General features: G+C 69.7%; 20 protein-coding genes and 1 pseudogene. 15 read left to right on the top strand and 6 right to left on the bottom strand.

The features are described from left to right. The first annotated feature begins 191 nt into the window (after positions 1–191). From ACWGKQ_RS14640 to ACWGKQ_RS14590, 11 genes are all read left to right on the top strand, one after another. Positions 192–2,033, top strand: a complete 1,842-nt coding sequence (locus ACWGKQ_RS14640) for an APC family permease (protein ID WP_453292275.1) — start codon at positions 192–194, stop codon at positions 2,031–2,033. Between the two features lie 260 nt (positions 2,034–2,293). Further along, the gene (kdpF, locus tag ACWGKQ_RS14635) at positions 2,294–2,383 is read left to right on the top strand and encodes a K(+)-transporting ATPase subunit F (protein ID WP_037659531.1); all 90 of its coding nucleotides are present in this window, start codon (positions 2,294–2,296) and stop codon (positions 2,381–2,383) included. A gap of 7 nt (positions 2,384–2,390) precedes the next feature. Continuing rightward, positions 2,391–4,055 (top strand): potassium-transporting ATPase subunit KdpA, encoded by a 1,665-nt coding sequence (gene kdpA / locus ACWGKQ_RS14630; protein ID WP_453292274.1) that lies wholly within the window; start codon positions 2,391–2,393, stop codon positions 4,053–4,055. Further along, positions 4,052–6,184, top strand: a complete 2,133-nt coding sequence (gene kdpB / locus ACWGKQ_RS14625; RefSeq protein WP_453292273.1) for a potassium-transporting ATPase subunit KdpB — start codon at positions 4,052–4,054, stop codon at positions 6,182–6,184. Before kdpA ends, kdpB begins: the two co-directional genes overlap by 4 nt. Before the next feature lie 5 nt (positions 6,185–6,189). Beyond that, on the top strand, positions 6,190–6,858 hold the full coding sequence (locus tag ACWGKQ_RS14620; RefSeq protein WP_453292272.1) for a potassium-transporting ATPase subunit C: 669 nt from the start codon (positions 6,190–6,192) through the stop codon (positions 6,856–6,858). A gap of 133 nt (positions 6,859–6,991) precedes the next feature. Then, positions 6,992–7,675 carry a response regulator gene (locus ACWGKQ_RS14615; RefSeq protein WP_453292271.1) on the top strand — a complete coding sequence of 228 codons (684 nt, stop codon included), beginning with the start codon at positions 6,992–6,994 and terminating at the stop codon, positions 7,673–7,675. Between the two features lies 1 nt (position 7,676). Next, positions 7,677–10,220, top strand: a complete 2,544-nt coding sequence (locus tag ACWGKQ_RS14610; protein WP_453292270.1) for a DUF4118 domain-containing protein — start codon at positions 7,677–7,679, stop codon at positions 10,218–10,220. A 73-nt stretch (positions 10,221–10,293) separates the two neighbouring features. Beyond that, positions 10,294–10,521 carry a hypothetical protein gene (locus ACWGKQ_RS14605; RefSeq protein ID WP_453292269.1) on the top strand — a complete coding sequence of 76 codons (228 nt, stop codon included), beginning with the start codon at positions 10,294–10,296 and terminating at the stop codon, positions 10,519–10,521. A 192-nt stretch (positions 10,522–10,713) separates the two neighbouring features. Then, complete coding sequence (locus ACWGKQ_RS14600) at positions 10,714–11,040, top strand: PadR family transcriptional regulator (RefSeq protein WP_453292268.1); 327 nt, start codon at positions 10,714–10,716, stop codon at positions 11,038–11,040. Next, on the top strand, positions 11,037–11,393 hold the full coding sequence (locus ACWGKQ_RS14595) for a DUF1048 domain-containing protein (RefSeq protein WP_453292267.1): 357 nt from the start codon (positions 11,037–11,039) through the stop codon (positions 11,391–11,393). The genes ACWGKQ_RS14600 and ACWGKQ_RS14595 overlap by 4 nt, the downstream gene beginning before the upstream one ends. A 1-nt stretch (position 11,394) precedes the next feature. Then, positions 11,395–11,721 (top strand): DUF1048 domain-containing protein, encoded by a 327-nt coding sequence (locus ACWGKQ_RS14590; RefSeq protein ID WP_453292266.1) that lies wholly within the window; start codon positions 11,395–11,397, stop codon positions 11,719–11,721. Between the two features lie 161 nt (positions 11,722–11,882). On the opposite strand, the gene ACWGKQ_RS14585 is transcribed toward ACWGKQ_RS14590, so the two are convergent. Then, positions 11,883–13,142, bottom strand: coding sequence for an ROK family transcriptional regulator (locus ACWGKQ_RS14585; RefSeq protein WP_453292265.1), 1,260 nt, complete (start codon positions 13,140–13,142; stop codon positions 11,883–11,885). Between the two features lie 138 nt (positions 13,143–13,280). Between ACWGKQ_RS14585 and ACWGKQ_RS14580 the strand changes: the two genes are divergently transcribed. Beyond that, the gene (locus tag ACWGKQ_RS14580; protein WP_453292264.1) at positions 13,281–14,567 is read left to right on the top strand and encodes an MFS transporter; all 1,287 of its coding nucleotides are present in this window, start codon (positions 13,281–13,283) and stop codon (positions 14,565–14,567) included. Positions 14,568–14,632: 65 nt separating this feature from the next. Then, positions 14,633–16,090 (top strand): carboxylesterase/lipase family protein, encoded by a 1,458-nt coding sequence (locus ACWGKQ_RS14575; protein ID WP_453292263.1) that lies wholly within the window; start codon positions 14,633–14,635, stop codon positions 16,088–16,090. Positions 16,091–16,120: 30 nt separating this feature from the next. Here ACWGKQ_RS14575 and ACWGKQ_RS14570 read toward each other — a convergent pair whose 3' ends face one another. The 4 genes and pseudogenes from ACWGKQ_RS14570 to ACWGKQ_RS14555 form a co-directional block, all read right to left on the bottom strand. After that, on the bottom strand, positions 16,121–16,852 hold the full coding sequence (locus ACWGKQ_RS14570) for a phosphotransferase (protein ID WP_453292262.1): 732 nt from the start codon (positions 16,850–16,852) through the stop codon (positions 16,121–16,123). Between the two features lie 170 nt (positions 16,853–17,022). Continuing rightward, a pseudogene (locus ACWGKQ_RS14565) lies at positions 17,023–17,241 on the bottom strand (transposase family protein); the annotation flags it as partial. Positions 17,242–17,278: 37 nt separating this feature from the next. Beyond that, the gene (locus ACWGKQ_RS14560; protein WP_453292261.1) at positions 17,279–17,674 is read right to left on the bottom strand and encodes a transposase family protein; all 396 of its coding nucleotides are present in this window, start codon (positions 17,672–17,674) and stop codon (positions 17,279–17,281) included. 40 nt (positions 17,675–17,714) lie between these two features. Then, the gene (locus tag ACWGKQ_RS14555; protein WP_453292260.1) at positions 17,715–18,593 is read right to left on the bottom strand and encodes a helix-turn-helix transcriptional regulator; all 879 of its coding nucleotides are present in this window, start codon (positions 18,591–18,593) and stop codon (positions 17,715–17,717) included. A 105-nt stretch (positions 18,594–18,698) separates the two neighbouring features. Between ACWGKQ_RS14555 and ACWGKQ_RS14550 the strand changes: the two genes are divergently transcribed. Beyond that, complete coding sequence (locus tag ACWGKQ_RS14550) at positions 18,699–19,397, top strand: SDR family NAD(P)-dependent oxidoreductase (RefSeq protein WP_046426084.1); 699 nt, start codon at positions 18,699–18,701, stop codon at positions 19,395–19,397. Positions 19,398–20,103: 706 nt separating this feature from the next. On the opposite strand, the gene ACWGKQ_RS14545 is transcribed toward ACWGKQ_RS14550, so the two are convergent. Further along, positions 20,104–20,796 (bottom strand): VOC family protein, encoded by a 693-nt coding sequence (locus tag ACWGKQ_RS14545; RefSeq protein WP_453292259.1) that lies wholly within the window; start codon positions 20,794–20,796, stop codon positions 20,104–20,106. A gap of 215 nt (positions 20,797–21,011) precedes the next feature. Here ACWGKQ_RS14545 and ACWGKQ_RS14540 point away from each other — a divergent pair, with 215 nt between their 5' ends. Next, positions 21,012–22,238, top strand: coding sequence for a lactonase family protein (locus ACWGKQ_RS14540; RefSeq protein WP_453292258.1), 1,227 nt, complete (start codon positions 21,012–21,014; stop codon positions 22,236–22,238). Positions 22,239–22,268: the final 30 nt, after the last annotated feature.

Here is a 22,268-nt window from a genome sequence, read left to right as displayed (position 1 = left end):
AACGCGCCTGCCGGCGGGAGCAGATGACAGCCGCCCAGCTCACACGCCCGTCAAGGTCGCGTCAAGGTCGGCCCGTTGGGCGCGAAGATGCCGCAAGGAACCGTCGGACACGGCCGGAAACGGACAGAACCTGGATGCTGCCGCGCGCATCAGCCCGGGTGCGTGGCCGAGGCAAGAAGGAGTCCGTATCCATGTCCGTCCTGACCACCGAGCCGAACGCCGTCCCCGCCGGCGAGGAGCCTCCCGATACCGGTGAACGCCACCGGCTGACCGCCGTCACAGGCCTGGCCGCGCTGTCGCTGGACGCGATGGCGTCGGTGGCCTACGGCCCCGAGGCGATCGTCCTCGTCCTGGCGGCCGCGGGCGCCCACGGCCTGGGCTTCACGATGCCGGTCACGCTGGCCATCGCCGCCCTGCTGGCGGTGCTGGTGGCGTCGTACCGGCAGGTCATCGCGGCCTTCCCGGACGGCGGCGGCTCCTACGCGGTCGCCAGGACCCACCTGGGGGCGCGCACCAGCCTGGTGGCGGCGGCGTCGCTGGTGCTGGACTACGTCCTCAACGTCGCCGTGGCCGTCACGGCCGGAGTGGCGGCGCTGACCTCCGCCTTCCCCGCCCTCTACGACGACCGGCTGTGGCTGTGCCTGGCGGTGCTCGCCCTGATCACGGGCGTCAACCTCCGCGGGATCGTGGAGTCGGCCAAGGCGTTCATCGTGCCGACGATCGTCTTCGTCGGCTCGATCTTCGTCCTCATCGCCGTCGGCCTCTTCCGCTCCCACCCCGTGAGCACGGCGACCGCCGCCGGTCACGCCTCGGTGCTCGCCGACAACGCCACGAGCGTGGGGGCCCTGCTCCTGCTGAAAGCTTTCGCCTCCGGCTGTGCCGCGCTGACGGGCGTGGAGGCCATCGCCAATGCCGTGCCCTCCTTCCGGACGCCGCGGGTCAAGCGGGCCCAGCGCGCGGAGGTCGCCCTCGGCGCGGTCCTCGGCCTGATGCTCATCGGCCTGTCGGTACTGATCGGCCGCTTCCACCTCCAGCCGGTCGAGGGCGTCACCGTCCTGGCCCAGCTGGCGGACGCCTCCTTCGGCCACAACTGGGCTTTCTACGTCATCCAGTTCGCGACGATGATCCTGCTCGCCCTGTCCGCGAACACCAGCTTCGGCGGGCTGCCGGTGCTGCTGAAGCTGCTCGCCCGGGACAACTACGCGCCGCACGTCTTCGCCCTGAAGGCCGACCGCCAGGTGCACCGGCACGGAGTGCTCGCCCTGGCGCTGGTCTCGGCCGCGCTACTCGTGTTCTCCGGCGGTGACACCAACACGCTGGTGCCGCTCTTCGCCATCGGGGTCTTCGTCGGATTCACCATCGCCCAGGTGGGCATGGTGCGGCACTGGCGGCTGCAGCGGGGGACCGGCTGGTACGGGAAGGCGCTGCTCAACGGGTTCGGGGCGGTGCTCACCGCGGTGGCCACCGTCGTCGTCACCGCCGCCAAGTTCACCGAGGGCGCCTGGCTCGTCGTCGTGATGCTGCCGCTGCTCGTGGCCGCCTTCGGCGCCGTGCACCGCGCCTACGGCCGGATCGGTGAGCGGCTCGGTCTCGGCCGCATACCCGAGCCCCCGCACCGCGAGCGCTCGCTGGTGCTGGTCCCCGCCTCGTCCCTGTCCAGGCTGACCTCGGAGGCTCTCACGGCCGCTGCCTCGCTCGGCGACGAGGTCCGCGCGGTGACCGTGTGCTATCCGGACCCCGAGGACCGGGCCGCCCTGCACGCCCTGGAGCGCGCCTGGGCCGCATGGGACCCGGGTGTTCCCCTCGTCCGCCTGTCCTGCGAGCGGCGCACCCTGGGCCGTCCCATCGCCGCCTACGTCCGCGAGGTGACCGCCTCCGAGCCGGGCACCCAGGTGACCGTACTCATCCCGGAGACCGAACCGGAGCGGCTGTGGCAGCGGCTGCTGCAGAACCAGCGGGGCGCGGTGGTCGCGCACGCCGTGCGCCGGGAGACCGACGCGGTGATCTGCCGGCTCCGCTTCCGGCTGCCGTGAGCCCGGGTCACCGACCGTTACGGCGGCTTGCTCACCGGCTATGGATCAGGGGTCGTAAGAGTCCCGTCAAAGGCGCGAACACCGCCGTAAGGGACCCGTCAACGGCAGCCGAATCCGGCCAGAAAGACGCTTTCCTCTAACTGTCCCCGTACGTTCCGAACCTCACTCCAGGAGTTTGCGATGGCCGATCTGGCCTTCGTCGTCACCGTGCTCGCGGGTTTCGCGCTGGTGGCCCTCGTCGCCAAGGGGGTGACGAAGCTGTGACCGCCGAGAACATCGTCGGCCTCATCGTGGCCGTCGCCCTGCTGGGCTATCTCGTCCTCGCCCTGATCTTCCCGGAGAGGTTCTGAGACATCCATGGGTCCCGTCCTTGCCGGCTTTCTCCAGCTGCTCGCCCTCATAGGCGCGCTGGCGCTCGCCTACATTCCCCTCGGCAACTACATGGCCAGGGTCTACTCCTCCGACAAGCACCTGCGCGTCGAGAAGTGGATCTACAAGGGCATCGGTGCCAACCCCGACACCGAGATGACCTGGCCCGCCTACCTGCGCGGGGTCCTCGCGTTCTCGGCCGTCAGCGTCCTCTTCCTCTATCTGCTCCAGCGGCTCCAGGGCATCCTGCCCGGTTCGCTCGGCTTCTCCTCGGTCAACCCGGCGCAGTCGTTCAACACGGCCGTCTCCTTCGTGACCAACACGAACTGGCAGTCGTACTACGGCGAGCAGTCCATGGGCCACGTCGTGCAGACCGCCGGCCTGGCCGTGCAGAACTTCGTCTCCGCCGCCGTCGGCATCGCCGTCGCGGTCGCCCTCGTACGGGGCTTCGCGCGCTCGCGCACCGGTGAGCTGGGCAACTTCTGGTCCGACCTGGTGCGCGGCACCATCCGCATCCTGGTTCCCGGCGCGGCGATCGCTGCGATCGTGCTCGTGGCGTGCGGTGCGATCCAGAACTTCTCCGGTATCCACGAGGTCGGCCAGTTCATGGGCGGCTCGCAGCAGTGGAACGGCGGCGCGGTCGCCTCCCAGGAGGCCATCAAGGAGTTCGGCACGAACGGCGGCGGTTACTTCAACGCCAACTCCGCCCACCCCTTCGAGAACCCCACCCCGTTCACCAACCTGTTCGAGATCTTCCTTCTGCTGGTGATCCCGTTCTCGCTGACCCGCACCTTCGGCGTGATGGTCGGCTCGGTGAAGCAGGGGTACGCGATCCTCGCCACCATGGCCACCATCTGGGTCGGCTTTGTCGCTCTGATGATGTGGACGGAGTTCGCCCATCACGGTGCGGCGCTCCAGGCCGCGGGCGGGGCGTACGAGGGCAAGGAGGTCCGCTTCGGGGTCGGCTCCTCGTCGATCTTCGCGGTGTCGACCACCCTGACCTCGACCGGTGCGGTGGACTCCTTCCACTCCTCCTTCACCGGCCTCGGCGGCGGCGTCACCATCCTGGGCATGCAGCTGGGCGAGATCGCCCCCGGTGGTACCGGTTCCGGTCTCTACGGCATGTTGATCATGGCGGTCATCGCGGTGTTCATCGCCGGTCTGATGGTCGGCCGCACGCCCGAGTACCTGGGCAAGAAGATCGGCTCCCGTGAGATCAAGCTGGCGGCCTGCTACATCCTGATCACCCCGGCCCTGGTGCTGATCTTCACGGCTGCTTCCATGGCGCTGCCGACCCCGCCGCACTCCATGCTCAACTCCGGGGCGCACGGCTTCTCCGAGGTGCTGTACGCCTTCAGCTCCGCGGCGAACAACAACGGCTCGGCCTTCGCCGGTCTCAACGCGAACACCGACTGGTACAACACCATGACCGGACTCGCGATGCTGCTGGGCCGCTTCCTGCCGATGGTGTTCGTGCTGGCGCTGGCCGGCTCGCTCGCCGAGCAGAAGCCCGTCCCGGCCACGGCCGGCACCCTGCGCACCGAGAAGCCGCTCTTCACCGGCCTGCTCGTCGGCGCGATCCTCATCATCACCGGTCTGACCTACTTCCCGGCCCTGGCGCTGGGCCCGCTGGCCGAGGGGCTGGCGTCATGACGACCCGTATAGAGAAGTCAGAGGACTCCATGTCCACAGCCACCCCGACCCGGGCGCCGCACAGCGACGTCCCCACCGGGCACAAGCCGGCCGAGGGCCGTGTCGGCGCGGGCCTGTTCGACCCCAAGCAGCTGGTCAAGTCGCTGCCGGACGCCTGCCGCAAGCTCGACCCGCGGGTGATGGTCAAGTCGCCCGTGATGTTCGTGGTGTGGGTCGGCTCGATCCTGACCACGGTCTTCTCCTTCAAGGATCCGAGCGACTGGTTCGGCTGGGCGATCAGCGCCTGGCTGTGGCTGACCGTGATCTTCGCGAACCTCGCGGAGGCGGTCGCGGAGGGCCGCGGCAAGGCCCAGGCGGACACCCTGCGCAAGGCCAAGACCGACACGATCGCGCGCCGGCTGGTCGGGGACACCGAGGAGCAGGTGCCCGGCACCGAGCTGAGGATCGGTGACCTGGTCGTCTGCGAGGCCGGCGACATCATTCCCGGTGACGGTGACGTCATCGAGGGCGTCGCCTCGGTCGACGAGTCGGCGATCACCGGTGAGTCGGCCCCGGTCATCCGCGAGTCCGGCGGTGACCGCAGCGCGGTGACCGGTGGTACGAAGGTGCTGTCCGACCGGATCGTCATCAAGATCACGACGAAGCCGGGCGAGACGTTCATCGACCGGATGATCAGCCTCGTCGAGGGTGCGGCCCGGCAGAAGACGCCGAACGAGATCGCGCTGAACATCCTGCTCGCCTCGCTGACGATCGTCTTCCTGCTGGCCGTCGCCACGCTGCCGCCGTTCGCGGACTTTGCCGGCACCCATCTGACGATGGTCGTGCTGGTGGCCCTCCTCGTCTGCCTGATCCCGACCACCATCGGCGCGCTGCTCTCCGCGATCGGCATCGCCGGCATGGACCGGCTGGTGCAGCGCAACGTGCTCGCCATGTCGGGCCGTGCGGTCGAGGCCGCCGGTGACGTCTCCACGCTGCTGCTCGACAAGACCGGCACCATCACCTTGGGCAACCGGCAGGCGTCCGAGTTCGTGCCGGTCAGCGGGACGACGGAGGCCGAGGTCGCCGACGCGGCCCAGCTGTCGTCGCTGGCCGACGAGACCCCGGAGGGCCGCTCCATCGTCGTGCTGGCGAAGGAGAGGTACGGGCTGCGCGAGCGGCACCAAGGGGAGCTGGCGCACGCCGAGTGGATCGCCTTCACCGCCCAGACCCGCATGTCGGGTGTGGACGTCGACGGGCGCAAGATCCGCAAGGGTGCGGCCGGTTCGGTCATCGCCTGGGTCCAGGAGCAGGGCGGCACCGTCGCGGACGACGCGGACACGCTTTCCAGCGCCATCTCGCAGGCGGGTGGCACGCCGCTGCTGGTCGCCGTCAAGGACGACCAGGGTGCCCGCGTGCTGGGTGTCATCCACCTCAAGGACGTCGTCAAGGAGGGCATGCGCGAGCGGTTCGAGGAACTGCGCCGCATGGGCATCAAGACCGTCATGATCACGGGTGACAACCCGCTGACCGCCAAGGCGATCGCCGAGGAGGCCGGCGTCGACGACTTCCTCGCCGAGGCCACCCCCGAGGACAAGATGGCCCTCATCAAGCGGGAGCAGGCCGGCGGCAAGCTGGTCGCGATGACCGGTGACGGCACCAACGACGCGCCGGCGCTCGCGCAGGCGGACGTCGGCGTGGCGATGAACACGGGTACGTCGGCCGCCAAGGAGGCCGGCAACATGGTCGACCTCGACTCCAACCCGACCAAGCTCATCGAGATCGTCGAGATCGGCAAGCAGCTGCTGATCACGCGCGGTGCGCTGACCACGTTCTCCATCGCCAACGACGTCGCGAAGTACTTCGCGATCATCCCGGCGCTGTTCGCGGCCGTGTACCCGGGTCTGGACAAGCTCAACATCATGGGCCTGTCCTCGCCGGACTCCGCGATCCTGTCCGCGGTCATCTTCAACGCGCTGGTCATCATCGCGCTGGTCCCGCTGTCCCTGAAGGGCGTGCAGTACCGGCCGGTGAGCGCGGACAGGATGCTGCGGCGCAACCTGACGATCTACGGCATCGGCGGGCTGATCGTCCCGTTCATCGGCATCAAGATCATCGACCTGCTCATCTCCCTCATCCCCGGAATCGGCTGATCGCCATGAACAACTCCATTACGAACACTGCCCGGTTGCTCTGGGCGGGCCTGCGGGCCCTGCTCGTGCTGACCCTGGTCACCGGTGTGATCTACCCGCTGGTCGTCACCGGCATCGCCCAGGCCGCGTTCAACAACAAGGCGAACGGCTCCGAGATCAAGTCGGACGGCAAGGTCGTCGGCTCGTCCCTGATCGGGCAGTCGTACAACCTGCCGCTGAAGAAGGGCCAGGAGACCCCGGACGCCGCCCTGCAGTGGTTCCAGGGCCGCCCGGCCAACGGGCTCGGCAGCAACAGCATCAACACCCAGTACAAGCTGCTGCTGTCCGGTGCGACCAACCTGGCCGCCGACAACAAGGTGCTGATCCAGCAGGTGAAGGACGCCAAGGCCGCGGTGGTCAAGGACAACTCCGTGCCCGGCTACACGGTCAAGCCGTCGGACGTTCCGGCGGACGCGGTCACCTCCTCCGGCTCCGGCCTCGACCCGGACATCTCCCCGGCCTACGCCGACCTCCAGGTCCACCGGATCGCCGAGCAGAACGGCCTGTCCGTGGCCCAGGTCCGGAAGCTGGTCGACGAGCACACCACCGGCCGCACCCTCGGCTTCATCGGCGAGCCCCGGGTGAACGTCCTGGAACTCAACATCGCGCTCAAGGACCTCGTAGCGACGAAGTGATGGCCTTACGCGACCCACACGGGAGTCGGCGGCCGGGGGAGTACCCCGGGTCCGCCGACTCCCACCGTCATGACGTCGGTCGCCCCGCTTCCTGCGGGCACGGCCCGATGTGCGACAGGAGAGGCACACACCCATGACCCGGGTGCTCGTGGTGGAGGACGACCCGCAGCTCGTACGGGCCCTCGTCATCAACCTGCAGGCACGCAAGTACGGAGTGGACGCCGCCCCCGACGGCGCCACGGCCCTCCGGCTCGCCGCCGCGCGTCAGCCCGACGTGGTCCTGCTCGACCTCGGCCTGCCCGACATGGACGGCGTCGACATCATCAAGGGCCTGCGGGGCTGGACCCGCGTGCCGATACTGGTCCTCTCCGCCCGGCAGGCCTCCGACGAGAAGGTGGCCGCTCTCGACGCCGGTGCCGACGACTACATCACCAAGCCGTTCAGCATGGACGAACTCCTCGCCCGGCTGCGGGCCGCCGTCCGCCGTACCGAGGACACGGCATCGGTGCCCGATACGACGCTTGTCGAGACCGGGGACTTCAGCATCGATCTGCTGGCCAAGAAGGTCGTCCGTGGCGGGCGGGACGTGCGTTTGACTCCGACCGAGTGGCACCTGCTGGAGATCCTGGTGACCAATCCCGGCCGACTGATCACGCAGAAGCACCTCCTCCAGGAGGTCTGGGGCGTCTCGCAGAGCAACAAGACCAACTACCTGCGCGTCTACATGGCCCAGCTGCGTCGCAAGCTGGAGACGGACCCGTCCCACCCCCGCTATCTGATCACCGAGCCCGGCATGGGCTACCGCTTCGAGGGATGACATGGCACGTGGCAAGCTTCGGATCTACCTCGGCGCGGCACCGGGCGTCGGCAAGACCTACGCCATGCTCTCCGAGGCGCACCGGCGGATCGAGCGGGGCACCGACTGCGTGGTCGCCTTCGTGGAACACCACCACCGGCCGCGCACCGAGGTGATGCTGCACGGGCTGGAACAGATTCCGCGCAAGGAACTGGAGTACCGGGACAGCGTCTTCAGCGAGATGGACGTGGACGCCGTCCTGGGCCGCCGTCCCCAGGTGGCCCTGGTCGACGAACTGGCCCACACCAACATCCCCGGCTCCCGCAACACCAAGCGCTGGCAGGACGTGGAGGAGCTGCTGGCCGCCGGGATCGATGTCGTCTCCACTGTCAACATCCAGCATCTGGAGTCACTGGGCGACATCGTCGAGTCGATCACCGGCGTACGGCAGCGCGAGACCGTGCCGGACGAGGTGGTGCGGCGGGCCGACCAGATCGAGCTGGTCGACATGTCCCCGCAAGCGCTGCGCCGTCGTATGGCGCATGGAAACATCTACAAGTCGGACAAGGTCGACGCGGCTCTCTCCAACTACTTCCGGCCCGGCAACCTCACCGCCCTGCGCGAACTGGCCCTGCTCTGGGTGGCCGACCGGGTCGACGCGTATCTCACCGAGTACCGCAGCGAGCACCAGGTCTCGGCCATCTGGGGTTCGCGCGAGCGGATCGTCGTCGGACTGACCGGCGGCCCCGAGGGCCGGACGCTGATCCGGCGGGCCGTGCGGCTCGCGGAGAAGGGCGCCGGCGGCGAGGTGCTGGCCGTCTACGTTTCCCGCAGCGACGGGCTCACCGCCGCCTCCCCGAAGGAACTCGCCGTCCAGCGCACCCTGGTCGAGGACCTCGGCGGCACCTTCCACCAGGTCGTCGGCGACGACATACCGGTGGCCCTGCTGGACTTCGCGCGCGCGGTCAACGCCACCCAGATCGTCCTCGGCGTCTCCCGGCGCCGCAGCTGGCAGAACGTCTTCGGGCCGGGCGTCGGCGCGACGGTGGCCCGGGACTCAGGACCGGACCTCGACGTCCACCTCATCACCCACGACGAGGTGGGCAAGGGCCGTGGACTGCCGGCGGCGCGCGGAGCACGCCTGGGACGCTCCCGGGTCATCTGGGGTTGGCTCGCCGGCGTGCTGGGACCTGTCCTCCTCACCTGGCTCCTCACCAGCGCCGCTCCGGAGGTCGGCCTGGCCAACGACATGCTGTTGTACCTGACGCTGACGGTGGCAGCGGCCCTGATGGGCGGCCTCTTCCCGGCGTTGGCCTCCGCGGTGGTGGGCTCCCTGCTGCTGAACTGGTTCTTCACCCCGCCCGTCCACACCCTCACCATCGCCGACCCGAAGAACATCGTCGCCATCGCGATCTTCGTCGGGGTCGCCGTGTCGGTGGCCTCGGTGGTGGACCTCGCGGCCCGCCGCACCCACCAGGCGGCAAGGCTGCGGGCCGAGTCGGAGATCCTGTCCTACCTCGCCGGGAACGTCCTGCGCGGTGAGACCTCGCTGGAGGCGCTGCTGGAACGGGTCCGCGAGACCTTCGGCATGGAGTCGGTGGCCCTGCTGGAACGGACCGGCGAGACGGCTCCCTGGACCTGCGCGGGCAGTGTGGGGTCCCAGCCCGCCGAACATCCGGAGGACGCGGACGTCGACGTACCGGTCGGCGACCACATGGCCCTGTCCCTGCGCGGCCGCGTGCTGCCGGCCTCCGACCGGCGGGTACTGGCCGCGTTCGCCGCCCAGGCCGCCGTCGTCCTGGACCGCCAGCGCCTCCAGCGCGAGGCCGACCGGGCCAAGGAACTGGCCGAGGGCAACCGGATAAGGACCGCGCTGCTCGCCGCCGTCAGCCACGACCTGCGCACCCCGCTCGCCGGCATCAAGGCCGCCGTGTCCTCGCTGCGCTCCGACGACGTCGAGTGGTCCGAAGAGGACCGGACGGAACTGCTCCAGGCCATAGAGGGAGGCGCCGACCGGCTCGACCTCCTGGTCGGCAACCTCCTGGACATGTCCCGCCTCCAGACCGGCACCGTCACCCCCGTCATCCGCGAGACCGACCTCGACGAGGTCGTGCCCATGGCGCTCGGCGGGGTCCCCGAGGAGAGTGTGGAACTGGACATCCCCGAGACGCTGCCCATGGTCGACGTCGATCGCGGGCTGCTGGAGCGGGCCGTCGCCAATGTCGTCGAGAACGCCGTCAAGTACAGCCCGCCCGGCGAGAAGGTCCTGGTGTCGGCGAGCGCCATCGCCGACCGGGTCGAGGTACGGGTCGTCGACCGCGGCCCCGGCGTCCCGGACGAGGCCAAGGACCGCATCTTCGAACCCTTCCAGCGCTACGGCGACTCACCCCGCGGCGCCGGCGTCGGCCTCGGTCTCGCGGTCGCGCGCGGCTTCACCGAGGCCGTCGGCGGCACGATCCACGCCGAGGACACGCCCGGGGGCGGCCTCACCATGGTGCTCGCCGTACCGACAGCACCCGACCGGCTGCCACAGCAGTCGGAGCTGCCCGCCGCGACCACGTCCTGAGACACTCAGACACCGGGCGGCACGGTGTCGACCGCGACCCCGCCCGTCGGTTCCCGGCCGGGCCGCTCCGAGTGTGCGGACCACATCTTCCGTACCCCGCTGGATCCGCCTCGCCGAGCCGGCCCTGCGCGCGCTGACCGCTCCGCTCGGCATCACCACCGTCACGGTGGACCCGCGGTTCTCGGCACCGGCTCCCGAGGACGGCGATGCTCCTGGCGAGGGCGTACCAGTCGCCGTGCGCGGCGTCCACCGCGTCATTGGCCTGGTCCACGGCGCTGAGCATGCAACAAGCCTGCGCTGAACGAATGTTCGCAGGGCGGTGCGGCCTCGACAAGGCTCAGTCGGCCCGCGTCGGGTGACCGGACCGTGCGCGTGACGGTCGCTCTGCCGAGCGCCGAGGCGGCCGGTCCGGCCCGCGCTCGCCCGACTACTCGGTGATACCGTATAGTGGTACTCGGTACTACGTAGTAGTGGAGGATCGGAGGGGGGTGCGATGGACGACCTGACGGAGATGTTGAAGGGCACGCTCGAGGGCTGCGTGCTTCAGATCATCGGCAGTGAGGAGACCTACGGGTACGCCATCACGCGTCGGCTGAACGAACTCGGCTTCGCCGACGTCATCGAGGGGACCGTCTACACCATCCTGCTGCGACTGGAGAAGAACGGGCTCGTTCAGGTGACGAAACGACCGTCCGGGATGGGGCCGCCGCGCAAGTTCTATGCGCTCAACGACGCGGGGCGCGAAGAGCTCGGGAAGTTCTGGGTGAAATGGGAGTACCTCTCATCGCGAATCGACAAGCTCAAGGAGGGCGGGCGATGAACTTCTGGGAGACCATTACCGGCAGCGACCTCACCAGGGAATGGAAGGCGTTCGAAGTCCGGGCCGAGGCATTGCCGGCCGACCAGCGGGCGGCGTGGGAACAGATCAAGGCCCACCTCTTCCCCTACGGGGACTTCACGGGTCGCAACCTGATGCCGATCCTCGACGGTGCCCTGGGGCTGCTCGAGGAAACGGCCGCGGACGGGCAGAGCGTTCACGAGGTGCTGGGCGACGACGTCGCGGGCTTCTGCGCGGCGCTGGCCGGCGGAGAGGGGGCTCGAAGCTATCGCGACCGGTGGCGCGAGCAGCTGAACCGGAACGTCGCAAGGAAATTGGGCCGGCTGGGAGGCTGACGTGGGCATTCAGGACATCATCGAGGGCAAGAAACAGTGGCGGGCGCACATGGCGCGGGTCAAGGCGCTCCCGCCGGACTATCAGATCGTCTACAAGGAGATGCAGAAGTACTTCTTCAAGGTCGGACCGATCAGTTTGTCCGACGGCACCCTGCTCTCGGGGATCGTCGATTTCTTCGAAGAGGGTGTCGCGGCCGGCAGGGGAGTCCTGGAACTCATCGGGAACGACGTCGCTGCCTTCTGCGACGGGCTGGTCAAGGACTCGCGCACCTACGCGGACATCTATCAGGAGTCCGTCAGCAGGAAATCCGGCACGACCGAGAAGTGAAACCGACGGGTAGACAGATCACTTGAGGCGGCGTGCGGCGGGACGGCCGCGCTCACCGCTCTGCTCACGGCGGGTCCGCCGCCGTTGTGGGGTGCCCTGGCCGCAACCACCGTGCTGGCGGCGGCCGTTGTCCGTATCACACGGTGGTCACGTGCGGGCATTCAGTGTTGCCGCACCGGTCCGCCGACCGGCGTCCGCCGGGTGGCGGGAACGCTGGTGGGGTCGTCGAGCAGGGCGTCCCGGCAGGTCTGGAACGCGCCGCGCAGGGTCGCCTCACCGCCGAGGACGCCGAAGGTGATGACCGGCTGCATGTCGGGGGACAGGGCGTGGCGTCCGGCCAGGCGCGCTTCGAGGCCGGGCCTGAACCACGCGGCCCAGGTGGCGAGGTAACCGCCGAGGATGATCTCACCGGCATCGGTGACGCCGGACACGCCGAGGACGGCCGCTCCCAGAGCGTGTCCGGCCGCGCCGAGCGCCGCGACCGCGTCCGGATCGCCGTCGCGCAGGCGGCGGTCCAGCTCGGCCAGTGCGGCTTCACCACCCTGCGCCTCGGCGAGCCGCTCCAGCCCGGCGGCGCGGATGAGGGGTTCGGGGCCGAGGTAGGTCGCCAGGCAACCCCGGGTGCCGCAACGGCATTCGGGACCGTCGAGGGCGATCGGCAGGTGGCCGATCTCGCCCGCCATGCCGTGACTTCCGCTGTGGACCCGGCCGCTAAGGAGCAGCCCGCCGCCCACTCCGGTGTCGGCCTTGATGTAGGCGACGGTGTCGGGGTGCCGTACGCCCTCGGCCGCGAGGGCGTGGTACTCGGCCAGGGCCGCCATGTTGGCGTCGTTGACCACGTCGACAGGGCAGTCGAGCCCCGGGAGTTCGGCGGCCACCAGGGCGCGCAGGTCCGTGCTGTGCCAGCCGAAGTCGATCGCGGCGGCGACCAGATGGGAGGGCCCGACGACCGGCCCGGCCATGGCGACGGCGAGTTGGGCGAGGTGGGCGTGCGGCGTCGCGTCCCGCACCGCCGCCTCGGCCGACCGCACCAGGCAGGCGATGACCGCGGCCAGGGCGCGCGGATCGCCGTACGGCGCGTGGTGGGGCGCCGACTCGCGGTGCAGGACGTGGCCCTGGAAGTCCGCCGCCATGACGTGCACGGACTCCAGTGTCACCTGGGCGGCGAGGATGACCACGCGTTCGGGTTCGAGCCGCAGCAGGCGCCGGGGGCGGCCCCGGCCGCCGGACGGCACCGAGCCCGCCTCGCAGACCAGGCCGCGGTCGATGAGTTCCGCGACCAGCGCGGTGACGGTGGCGTGCACCAGTCCGGTGCCGACGGCGACCTCGGTACGGGCGCAGGGGCCGTGGGCGTCGAGGTAGCGCAGCACCAGGGCCAGGTTGCGGCGTCGTACGTCGGCCGAGTCGGCGGGTGCGTTCACCAGTCGATTGTGCCTCCGGCCCGACGGGATCCGGTCAGGGTGGCCAAGATATTTTTTTTCGAGTCTTGAAATAAATAAATGAACGAGGCCATACTCCCGGCACCGGCAACGCAGCCGGTCCGTCCCCGTGGAGGCGTCTTGTCCGCTTCGACCTCTTCCGCCCCCGCCACTCCCCGAACGGACGACACCCTGGGCCGCTCCCAGGTCAACGTCCTGATGTGGTCGATGGGCGCGGGATTCGCCGCTCTCTACACCGCCTACGCCGGCCTCGTCGTGGTCCTGCTCCCCACCCAGATCCAGAACCTCGACGCCGCCGCGAAGGAATCGAACCTCGCGCTGGTGACGATGACCTCGTCGATCGTCACGCTCTTCGCCCAGCCGATCATCGGCGCCATCTCGGACCGCACCCGGGGCCGTCTGGGCCGCCGCACCCCCTGGATGCTGTTCGGCGCCGTGGGCGCGACCCTCGCCCTGCTGGCCATCTCGCACGCCACCACCCTGCTGTGGCTCACGCTGCTGTGGGTCGCCGTCCAGGTGCTCCTGAACGTCATCCAGGCACCGCTGACCGCCGTCATGGCCGACCGGGTCGCTCCCCGCCGGTTCGGCATGGTGTCCGCCTTCGTCGGCCTCGGCTCCAACCTCGGCGCCACACTCGGCGTGATCCTCGCCGCCCGCTACGCCGGACGGCTCGGCCTCGGATACGGCGTCATCGCCGCCGTCGTCCTGGTGACCGTGCTCGCGTTCGTCCTGCTCAACCGCGACCGGACCCGCCCCGAGGCTCCGGAGCCGTTCTCCTGGCGGGAGTTCCTGACCGGCTTCTGGGTCTCACCACGCAAGCACCCCGACTTCGCCTGGGCGTTCGTGGCCCGCATGACGTTCATCCTCGGCTACTGGGGAGTCGCCACCTACCAGCGGTACGCACTCCAGGACTACGTGGGCCTCGACGCCGACACCGTGGACAGCGCCCAGCAGCTGATGTCCGTACTCGCCCTCGTCGGCACCCTGGCCGGTGCCCTGCCGGCGGCCAAGATCTCCGACTGCACCGGCCGCCGCAAGGTCTTCGTGGTCGGCGCCTCGGTCCTGCTGGCCCTGTCGATGGCCATCCCGCTCGCCAGCCCCACCCTGCCCGCGATGTACGCGTACGCACTGGTCAGCGGCATGGGATTCGGTACCTACATGTCGCTGGACATGGCCCTGATGACCGAGGTCCTGCCCAAGGGCTCGGCGGCCGGAAAGGACCTGGGCCTGCTCAACATCGCCACCAACATCCCGCAGGCACTGGGACCGGTCATCGCCTCCGTGCTCATCACCTCCTTCGCCGCGGGCAGCGACAAACTGCCGGGCTACCGCGTCCTGTTCGTCTTCGCCATGGCCGTCGTCCTGATCAGCGCGCTGGCGATCCGGCCGATCAAGGGTGTCAAGTAGCCCTGGACCACCACTGGTTCCTCCCTCCTCTCTCCTCCCCCCCATCTCCACGAAAAGGTTGTTCCGTGCCCCAGTCCGCACGCGCTGTCACGTCCCAGGGCCCTGTCCTCGGGACGTGGCAGGACACCACCGCCCGTTTCCTCGGCATCCCCTACGCCAAGCCCCCGGTCGGCGAACTCCGCTTCGCCGCCCCCGTCCCGCCCGAGCCGTGGACCGAACCACTCGACGCCACCCGGTACGGGCCGACCGCGCAACGCCGCCCCTTCATCCTCGACGGCCCCACCACCATCCCCGAGCCGTCGATACCGGGCGACGGCGTGCTGAACCTCAACGTCTTCACCCCGTCCCCGACACCGGGCGCGGACCTTCCGGTACTCGTCTGGATCCACGGCGGCGGCTACGTCGCCGGATCCGCCGCCAGCCCCTGGTACGACGGATCGGCCTTCGCCCGGGACGGAATCGTCCTCGTCTCCATCGGCTACCGGCTCGGCATCGAGGGCTTCCTCCACCTCGACGACGCCCCCGACAACCGCGGTGTGCTCGACTGGATCGCCGCGCTGACCTGGGTACGCGACAACATCGCCGCGTTCGGCGGCGACCCCGGAAAGGTCACCGTCGCCGGTCAGTCGGCAGGCGGCGGCGCCGCGCAGACCCTCATGGCCACGCCTTCCGCACACGGGCTCTTCCGCGCCGCGATCTCCCAGTCCGGCGCCGTCCGGTCCCCCCAGCACCGGCGCGACGCCCTCGCCGATTCGGCCCGCCTGACCGCACGCACCGGCGTCCCCGCCCTGGCCTCCGCACTCCGCGACCGCACCGATGACGAACTGCTCGCCCTCCAGGACGCCCTCGCCGCTCCCGACGCCGGACTGACGCTGGCCCCCTTCGCAGACGGGGAGTCGGTCCCGGTGCCCGTCCCCGAAGCCTTCGCCGACGGCAGCGCGTCCCGCGTGCCACTCCTGCTCGGCTTCACCCGGCGCGAGTTCAACCCCCCGCCCGGAGCCACCCCGACACCGGCACCGGCCGAAGCCGTACCCGCCATGCTGGCCGCCAACGGCCTCGGACCCGAAGCCGTGAGCGCGTACGCAGCCCTCCACGACAAGGCGGACCCGGCGCAACGCATGGGCCAGGCCCTCACCGACGCCATCTTCCGCGGCCCCTCACTCGCCCTCGCCGAGGCCCGCGCACACCACGAACTGCCCACCTGGCTCTACCACTTCACCTGGGGCAGCGCCGCCCACTGCATCGACATCCCCTTCGCCTTCGACCTCCTGAACGCCGAACGCGTCACCGCCGCGACGGGCCCGCATCCACCGCAGTCCCTCGCCGACGCGATGCACAGCGCCTGGGTCGCCTTCGTCCGCGACCTGGACCCGGGCCCGCACTGGCCCCGCTACACGCAGGAGCGCCGCGCCACGATGACCTGGGACACCACCCCGCACACCCTCGACGACCCACTGAGCGCCGAACGCCGTATATGGGGGGCAGCGGAGATACGGCCGGAAGGAATGGCAGCGCGGTCTTGAGCGAACCGACTGCGGCCGTCACCCGCGCGCTCACCGCACTGAGCGTTCCAACGCACCCCGGTGATCGGAAACCCACTGACAGGCCGACTGCACCTGCCTCACCGCCCCTGCGTCCCGGAGCCGGGTCATGGCGACGTCACCCGCATCGGCCTGGGTCGCGATGCCCCGCCAGCACCGGTCCTGCCACCACAAGATCGTGGACACGAGACGTTGCCGGTCCGGCAACTCGTAGCTGTCCACGATCAGCCTCATGCGTCGGGCCACCTCCTCGACGTCGGTGACCGAAGGGCCCAGATCGAGGTACTGCCAGCAGACATGAGCGATGTCGTGGATCCGCGCGCCCGGTGCCGCAAGGTCCCAGTCGATGAATGCCACTGGCCGAAGCTCGCCACTGCACGGCTGATAGACCGTGTTCCTGGGCGACAGGTCGTTGTGACACACGACCTCTTGATCTCCGGCCAGCGGGGTGTCGGCCGTCAGGTCATGGAACTCACGCACGAGCCGGGCGACCGTCACCAAACTCTCGTCCGATGACACAGCAGCAGGTTGTCGCGGCTCCCATGCCACGTGGCCGTCGAGGAAACCGAGGACTTCACGGCCCTTGTCGTCCACACCGAGATACCGCGGAGCACCACCCCAACCACTGGCTTCAAGCAACCTCAGTAGATCACCCACGAACTTCGCCGCGGCTGGACGGCGCACCGTGTCCCCGACACGAACGACCGCATTGACGAAACCTCCAGGCAAGGACGACTCAGGCATCCGTCCACCTTGCCTGATCGCCACCTCCGACGCTCATGACTCGTCCCGACACCCCGGCAGACGAGCACACCAGCCCTTTGATCTGCGACGCCAGGGCGGCGGGGCTCAGTGAGCCTCCGCCAACTTGAAATCACAGGTCAAAGAGCTGGTGTGACCGGTTCTCGGGGTGCTCACGCTGGTCGTGGGCGACAGTCTGCGGAGTAGATCATCCGCCAGCGGTTGCCTTCGAGGTTCGTCAGAACGAGCAGGGCGCGCAGGAGGTGGGTGGCGCGGGCGGGGTCGGTGCGGAGTTTGGTGAGGGTCCGCCAGTTCTTGAGGTGGGCGAATCCGTGTTCGACCGGTGCACGTGCGGTGGCGAGGACGCGGTTGGCGGTCTTCTGGCCGGGGGTGAGCTTGTGAGCGCGGGTGGCTGTGAAGCGGTGACGATCACGGGTCGCGTACGTCGTTGTCGAGGCCGCGGAAGCCGAGGTCCGCCAATGCGCCGAGACCGGCGGCGCGCAGGTGGGCCAGAATGTGGTCGTGGCGGGCGGCCGTGATGTCGTGGGTGCGGCCGGGCCGGGCGGCGGATATCCAGATCAGGCGGCCTTTCTCGTCGGTCACGGCGAGGAAGTGCAGGCCGTGATGGCGGTATTTGCCGGAGTAGTTTTGTCGGTCGGCCTTTCCTGCGCGGCGTCGGGTGGGGATGAGGGTGCCGTCGATCAGGACTACCTCCCCGCCCTGCTTGGCCACCTTCTTCAGGGCGCGGTCCAGGCGCGGAGCCTGCGCGGCGAGGAGGGCGATCAGCTCGTCGCGCCGGCGGCGGACGGTGGTTTGGCGCGTCACGAAAACCGTGAGCCGTCGGTCGGCCGATGGGCGGGGCGGATCAGTTGCGCGTGCCGGCCGGTGGGCCGACGACGGTGGTGAGCTGGAGCTTGGTCTCGTCCTCACTGCCCGGCGCGGCGGTCATGATGACGATCTTGAGCTCCGTGTCGCCGTCGGTCAGGACATCGCAGTCCACCGTGACCAGGCCCACCGACGGGTGATCGACCCTCTTGCGGACCTCGCGGTTCGCGGTCACCTCTCCCGTCGCCCACAGCTCGGCGAACCTCTCGTTGCCTGCGTTCAGGTCGCGGACCAGCGCGGCCAGGCGGCTGTCCCGGGGGAAGCGGCCGGTGGCGCGGCGCAGATCGGAGACGAGGGCGGCGTCGGCGGTGTCGGGGTCCGTCTCGGTGACCGGCCACAGCGCGAGGGGGGTGTGATCGACGTCCACCGGGAACCTGTCGCGGGCGAAGTTGCGCATCCGCGGCGGCGAGGCCAAGGGGTCTCCCAGCAGGGCGGCCCACCCGTGGTTCCACCACACCAGTTGCCAGTCCGCCGCGAACACGGCCACCGGTACGTCTCCGAGGCGGACGAGTACCCGTTGCATACCGGGCGGGAGATGGTCGCAGATCGTGCCGTCCGCCGGCGGCACGATCTGGGCCAGCCGGTAGAGGTGGTCCCGCTCGGCAGTGGACAGTTGGAGAGCGCGCGCCAGGGACGCCACCACCGACGCCGAGGGTGTCGTGGCCCGCCCCTGCTCCAGGCGCACGACGTAGTCGACCGACACTCCGGCCAGGTCGGCCAGTTCCTCGCGCCGCAGCCCGACAGCCCGGCGCTTGCGGACGACCGGCAGCCCAGCGGCTGACGGGGGCAGCCGGTTCCGCCACGTGCGGATCATCGCGCCCAGTCCGGCTCCGGGGGGTGTCGTCGTCATGCTCTCCATCCTCCCGCGTCCCCGATCACAGGCGGGGGCGCGAGGGTGGTACTGGTCTTCCCACCGTCGAAGCGTCCCTGGTCCGGCTCCCTCGTCGAGGCAACCATCGAAGGCATGACGATCACTTTCATCACCGGAGCCAACAAGGGCATCGGCCGCGAGACCGCCCGCCGCCTCATCGCGTGCGGTCACACCGTTCTCCTGGGAGCCCGCGACCGTGAGCGGGGTGAGGAGGCAGCCGCCGCGCTGGGCGCACGCTTCGTCCCCGTCGACGTGACCGACGACGCGTCCGTGGCCGCCGCCGCCGCGGACGTCGCCGAGCACGAGGGCAGGATCGATGTCCTGATCAACAACGCGGGGGTCCAGGGTCCCTTCGGTGATCCCGGCGACCTCACCGCCGCAGACGCCCGCGCCGTCCTCGACGTCAACGTCATCGGCGTGGTCCGCACCACCACCGCGTTCCTGCCGCTGCTGCGCCGTTCGGACGACCCCGTGATCATCAACGTCAGCAGCGGCATGGGCTCCCTCGCCTTCACCCACGACCCCGGCCGGTCCGAGTCGCACGTCGTCGTGCCGCTGTACGCCTCCTCGAAGGCGGCGCTGACGATGTTGACCACGCAGTACGCCAAAGGGCTCAAGGGCATTCGCGTCAACGCCGCCGACCCCGGCTACACCGCGACCGACATAAACGGTCACAGCGGCTCCCAGACCGTCACCGAGGGCACGGACGCGATCGTCGCCCTCGCCACCGAGGGGCCCGGTGCCGGCACCGGACGCTTCATCGACCGCCATGGCGAGATCGCCTGGTCCTGAGACCGGCGGTGCCGGGTCACCGGCCCTGAAGAACAGAACGGGCAGAACATCGAGACCGGTCCCGGACAGGAGAACCGCTGCCGCTACTGGCGTCGGCGGAACCTCCGGCCGAGGTGATCAGGACGTACGAGCCGGGGCCCGGCACGTCGAGACGGTAGCCGCCGTCGGGCCCGGTGACCGCGCGGTCCAGACGGCGTTCCACATCTCCGCCGCCTTCTTGGTGGTCGCCGCCCTCGTCGCCGCGTTTGTACTCAGGCAGAAGGGCTGGGAGAGCGTCGCCGAGGCAGATGCCGCCGTCGGGCGGCGGAAGGATGACGATGCTGCGGCAGCTCGGGTTCCTGACCGGAACTACTGCGCGACGCACTGGACTTGCGAGTGAGCACGGAGACCACCCGCGCCACCCACCTCCTGCGCGCCCTGCTCGTCCTGACGAATCTTGGAGTCCACCGCTGACAGACGATCTACTCCGGAGACTGCCGCCTCCGACCAGCGTGAGAACCTCGGGAGACCGTCACGCCAGCCCTTTGACCTGTGCCTTCAAGTTGGCGGAGGCTCAGTGGTGTGCATCGCCTGCCGGGTTCGGCTGCGCCCGTGATGGCGGTCTTGAACGGGGGTTGCGTGGTTGCCCGGTGGCAGTCGGCTTCGTACCCGGCAGAGACTGTGTCGATCCGAGTGAGGCCCGTGCAGAGCGCGTTCGAAGGAAGTTTCAGCCGTCTCGGCCCTGCCATGTGGTCACGCAGGCTTCGTTCCCCTCCAGGTCGGCAAGTACCCAGAAAGCGGGGGCGCGGGTCGCGGACACGAGTCGGCCTCCAGCCGCCAGTGCGGTCTCGATCCGCCGGGATGCCTCGTCGTGCGGAACACAGATGTCGAAGTGGATGCGATTGCGCTGTGGGCGCGCCCGGTCCATCTGCTGGAACCAGATGGCCGGGCCCTGCCCGACCGGGTCGATGAGCGGATCCTCCGGTCCCTCGGCACCCACCTCATCCGTATAGCCCAGCACCGCCTTCCAGAACGGCCGAATCCCTGCGATATCCAGTGCATCAATCGCGATCTCCACCAGCTGGACGGAACGCGGTGCCCCCGTTCCGATTTCTGGTTCTGCCAGAAGCCCTGAGCTGCCAGCGGTGGCGGAGATCTGACGCGCCAGTTCGACGTCCCGGGTGGTAACGGCTGCGCGGTCCGACGACTGCAGAGTGAAGACGACCCGATCCGGGCGGACATCGACCTGAAGGTGCCGGTCGGCGTCGTCGCCGCACACCGCGACAGCGTCCGCCGCCACGCCCATCGCCTGAGCCAACGACCTGACCCGGACCGACGTTCGCAAAGTGCCCAGCAAGAAGCGCCACCCGTGGTTCTGGACCGCCTCCGATGCTTCCTGCCGACTCAGTATCTGCTCCATGGCCGCATCCTTGCAGCCCCGACTGTCGGCCCGCGCCCGTCGGTACTTCCAAAACAGGCCCAAACAAGTCGTCTCATCCGGTCGAGTCTGCGGTAGTACTCGTAGCCCTTGTCGTCGTGCAGCTTGGCAGACAAGGCCTGGCCGCCCGCCGTCGCACACCCGGCCGGCCCAGAGCCACCACCTCTCCGACAAGCGAGGAAAGGACCACCTTCTCGATGAACGACTCCCCGCGCTTATCCCACCCTCTCCGGCCGTACGCGCCGTCCCGCAGAACCGTGCTTGGCGCCCTGGCGGCCTCCGCGACCACGGCGGCCGTCCCGCTGCTCGCCGCCGCCCCGGCCGAGGCGGCGCCGACCGGGACCACGGACCTCGTCTACATCGGCACCTGGGGGCAGAGCCAGGTGTACGCGGTGCGCTTCGACCCCGTCCACGGGACCATGACACCCATCGGGCCTGTCGCGCAGGTCAGCTCGAACTGGGTGACCGTGCACCCGACCCGCCCGGTCCTGTACGTGGCCGGCAGCGAACAGGGCGGATTCATCCGGGTCTTCGAGATCGACGACGCCTCGGGTGGCCTGCGCCAGATCGGCGAGGTCGGGACGGAGAGCGTGCCGACCGGCAGCGGCGGGCTGTCGTACATCGGTGTGGACCGCCGCTCGCGGACCCTGCTGGTCGCCGACTTCGCGGCGGGTACGGCGGTCACCGTGCCGATCGGCGCGGACGGCGGGCTCGGCGCGGTCGCGTCCCGGGTGCAGGACACCGGCTCCGGACCCAGCCCGCGGCAGTCGGGCCCGCATCCGCACCACGTGGTCATCGACCCGAGCCGGCGGTTCGCCCTGGTCGCCGACTTCGGCGCCGACCGCGTCTTCGTCTACCGCTACGACCAGGCCACCCGCGCCCTGTCCGACGCCACGCCTGACGGCCCCGGCGCCTATGCGACGGCGGCGGGATCGGGACCCCGCCGCCTCGCCTTCCACCCCGACGGCCGTACCGTCTATCTGCTCAACGAACTGACCGCCGACCTCCAGGCCCTGCGCTGGGACGCCCGACATGGCACGCTGGCCCAGCTCCAGAGCCTGACAACCAACGCGCCCGGCCACACGAGCCCGACCAGCGCCGCCGAACTGGTCATCAGCCGTGACGGTCGCTACCTCTACGCCTCCAACCGGGGCGAGAACACCTTGGTCGTCTTCGCTGCGGACCGCGGGACAGGCCTGCTCACCGAGGTCCAGCGCATCCCCTGCGCCGGTGTAACCCCCTGGAGCATCGCTCTCCACCCCGGCGGGAGGTGGCTGTTCGTCGCGAACGAGGCGAGCGGCACGGTCGACCTGTTCCTGGTGGATCGGGGATCCGGGCAGCTCACGGACACCGGCACGGCCGTGGCTGTGCCGTATCCCGACTCGATCGGCTTCCGTACGCCGGCGGGAACGGCCGGTCCCTGACAGCCGCAAGGGCGCCCTGTACGTCCCGGT

Source organism: Streptomyces sp. NPDC054770 (assembly GCF_053611985.1).
This window is presented reverse-complemented; position numbering and strand designations above follow the sequence as displayed.

What these genes read in the sequence shown, in the direction of transcription:
- ACWGKQ_RS14640 (WP_453292275.1), top strand. Translation starts at nt 192, where the DNA reads ATGTCCGTCCTGACCACCGAGCCGAACGCCGTCCCCGCCGGCGAGGAG.
- kdpA (WP_453292274.1), top strand. Translation starts at nt 2,391, where the DNA reads ATGGGTCCCGTCCTTGCCGGCTTTCTCCAGCTGCTCGCCCTCATAGGC.
- kdpB (WP_453292273.1), top strand. Translation starts at nt 4,052, where the DNA reads ATGACGACCCGTATAGAGAAGTCAGAGGACTCCATGTCCACAGCCACC.
- ACWGKQ_RS14620 (WP_453292272.1), top strand. Translation starts at nt 6,190, where the DNA reads ATGAACAACTCCATTACGAACACTGCCCGGTTGCTCTGGGCGGGCCTG.
- ACWGKQ_RS14615 (WP_453292271.1), top strand. Translation starts at nt 6,992, where the DNA reads ATGACCCGGGTGCTCGTGGTGGAGGACGACCCGCAGCTCGTACGGGCC.
- ACWGKQ_RS14610 (WP_453292270.1), top strand. Translation starts at nt 7,677, where the DNA reads ATGGCACGTGGCAAGCTTCGGATCTACCTCGGCGCGGCACCGGGCGTC.
- ACWGKQ_RS14600 (WP_453292268.1), top strand. Translation starts at nt 10,714, where the DNA reads ATGGACGACCTGACGGAGATGTTGAAGGGCACGCTCGAGGGCTGCGTG.
- ACWGKQ_RS14595 (WP_453292267.1), top strand. Translation starts at nt 11,037, where the DNA reads ATGAACTTCTGGGAGACCATTACCGGCAGCGACCTCACCAGGGAATGG.
- ACWGKQ_RS14570 (WP_453292262.1), bottom strand. Translation starts at nt 16,852, where the DNA reads ATGCCTGAGTCGTCCTTGCCTGGAGGTTTCGTCAATGCGGTCGTTCGT.
- ACWGKQ_RS14555 (WP_453292260.1), bottom strand. Translation starts at nt 18,593, where the DNA reads ATGGAGAGCATGACGACGACACCCCCCGGAGCCGGACTGGGCGCGATG.
- ACWGKQ_RS14550 (WP_046426084.1), top strand. Translation starts at nt 18,699, where the DNA reads ATGACGATCACTTTCATCACCGGAGCCAACAAGGGCATCGGCCGCGAG.
- ACWGKQ_RS14545 (WP_453292259.1), bottom strand. Translation starts at nt 20,796, where the DNA reads ATGGAGCAGATACTGAGTCGGCAGGAAGCATCGGAGGCGGTCCAGAAC.
- ACWGKQ_RS14540 (WP_453292258.1), top strand. Translation starts at nt 21,012, where the DNA reads ATGAACGACTCCCCGCGCTTATCCCACCCTCTCCGGCCGTACGCGCCG.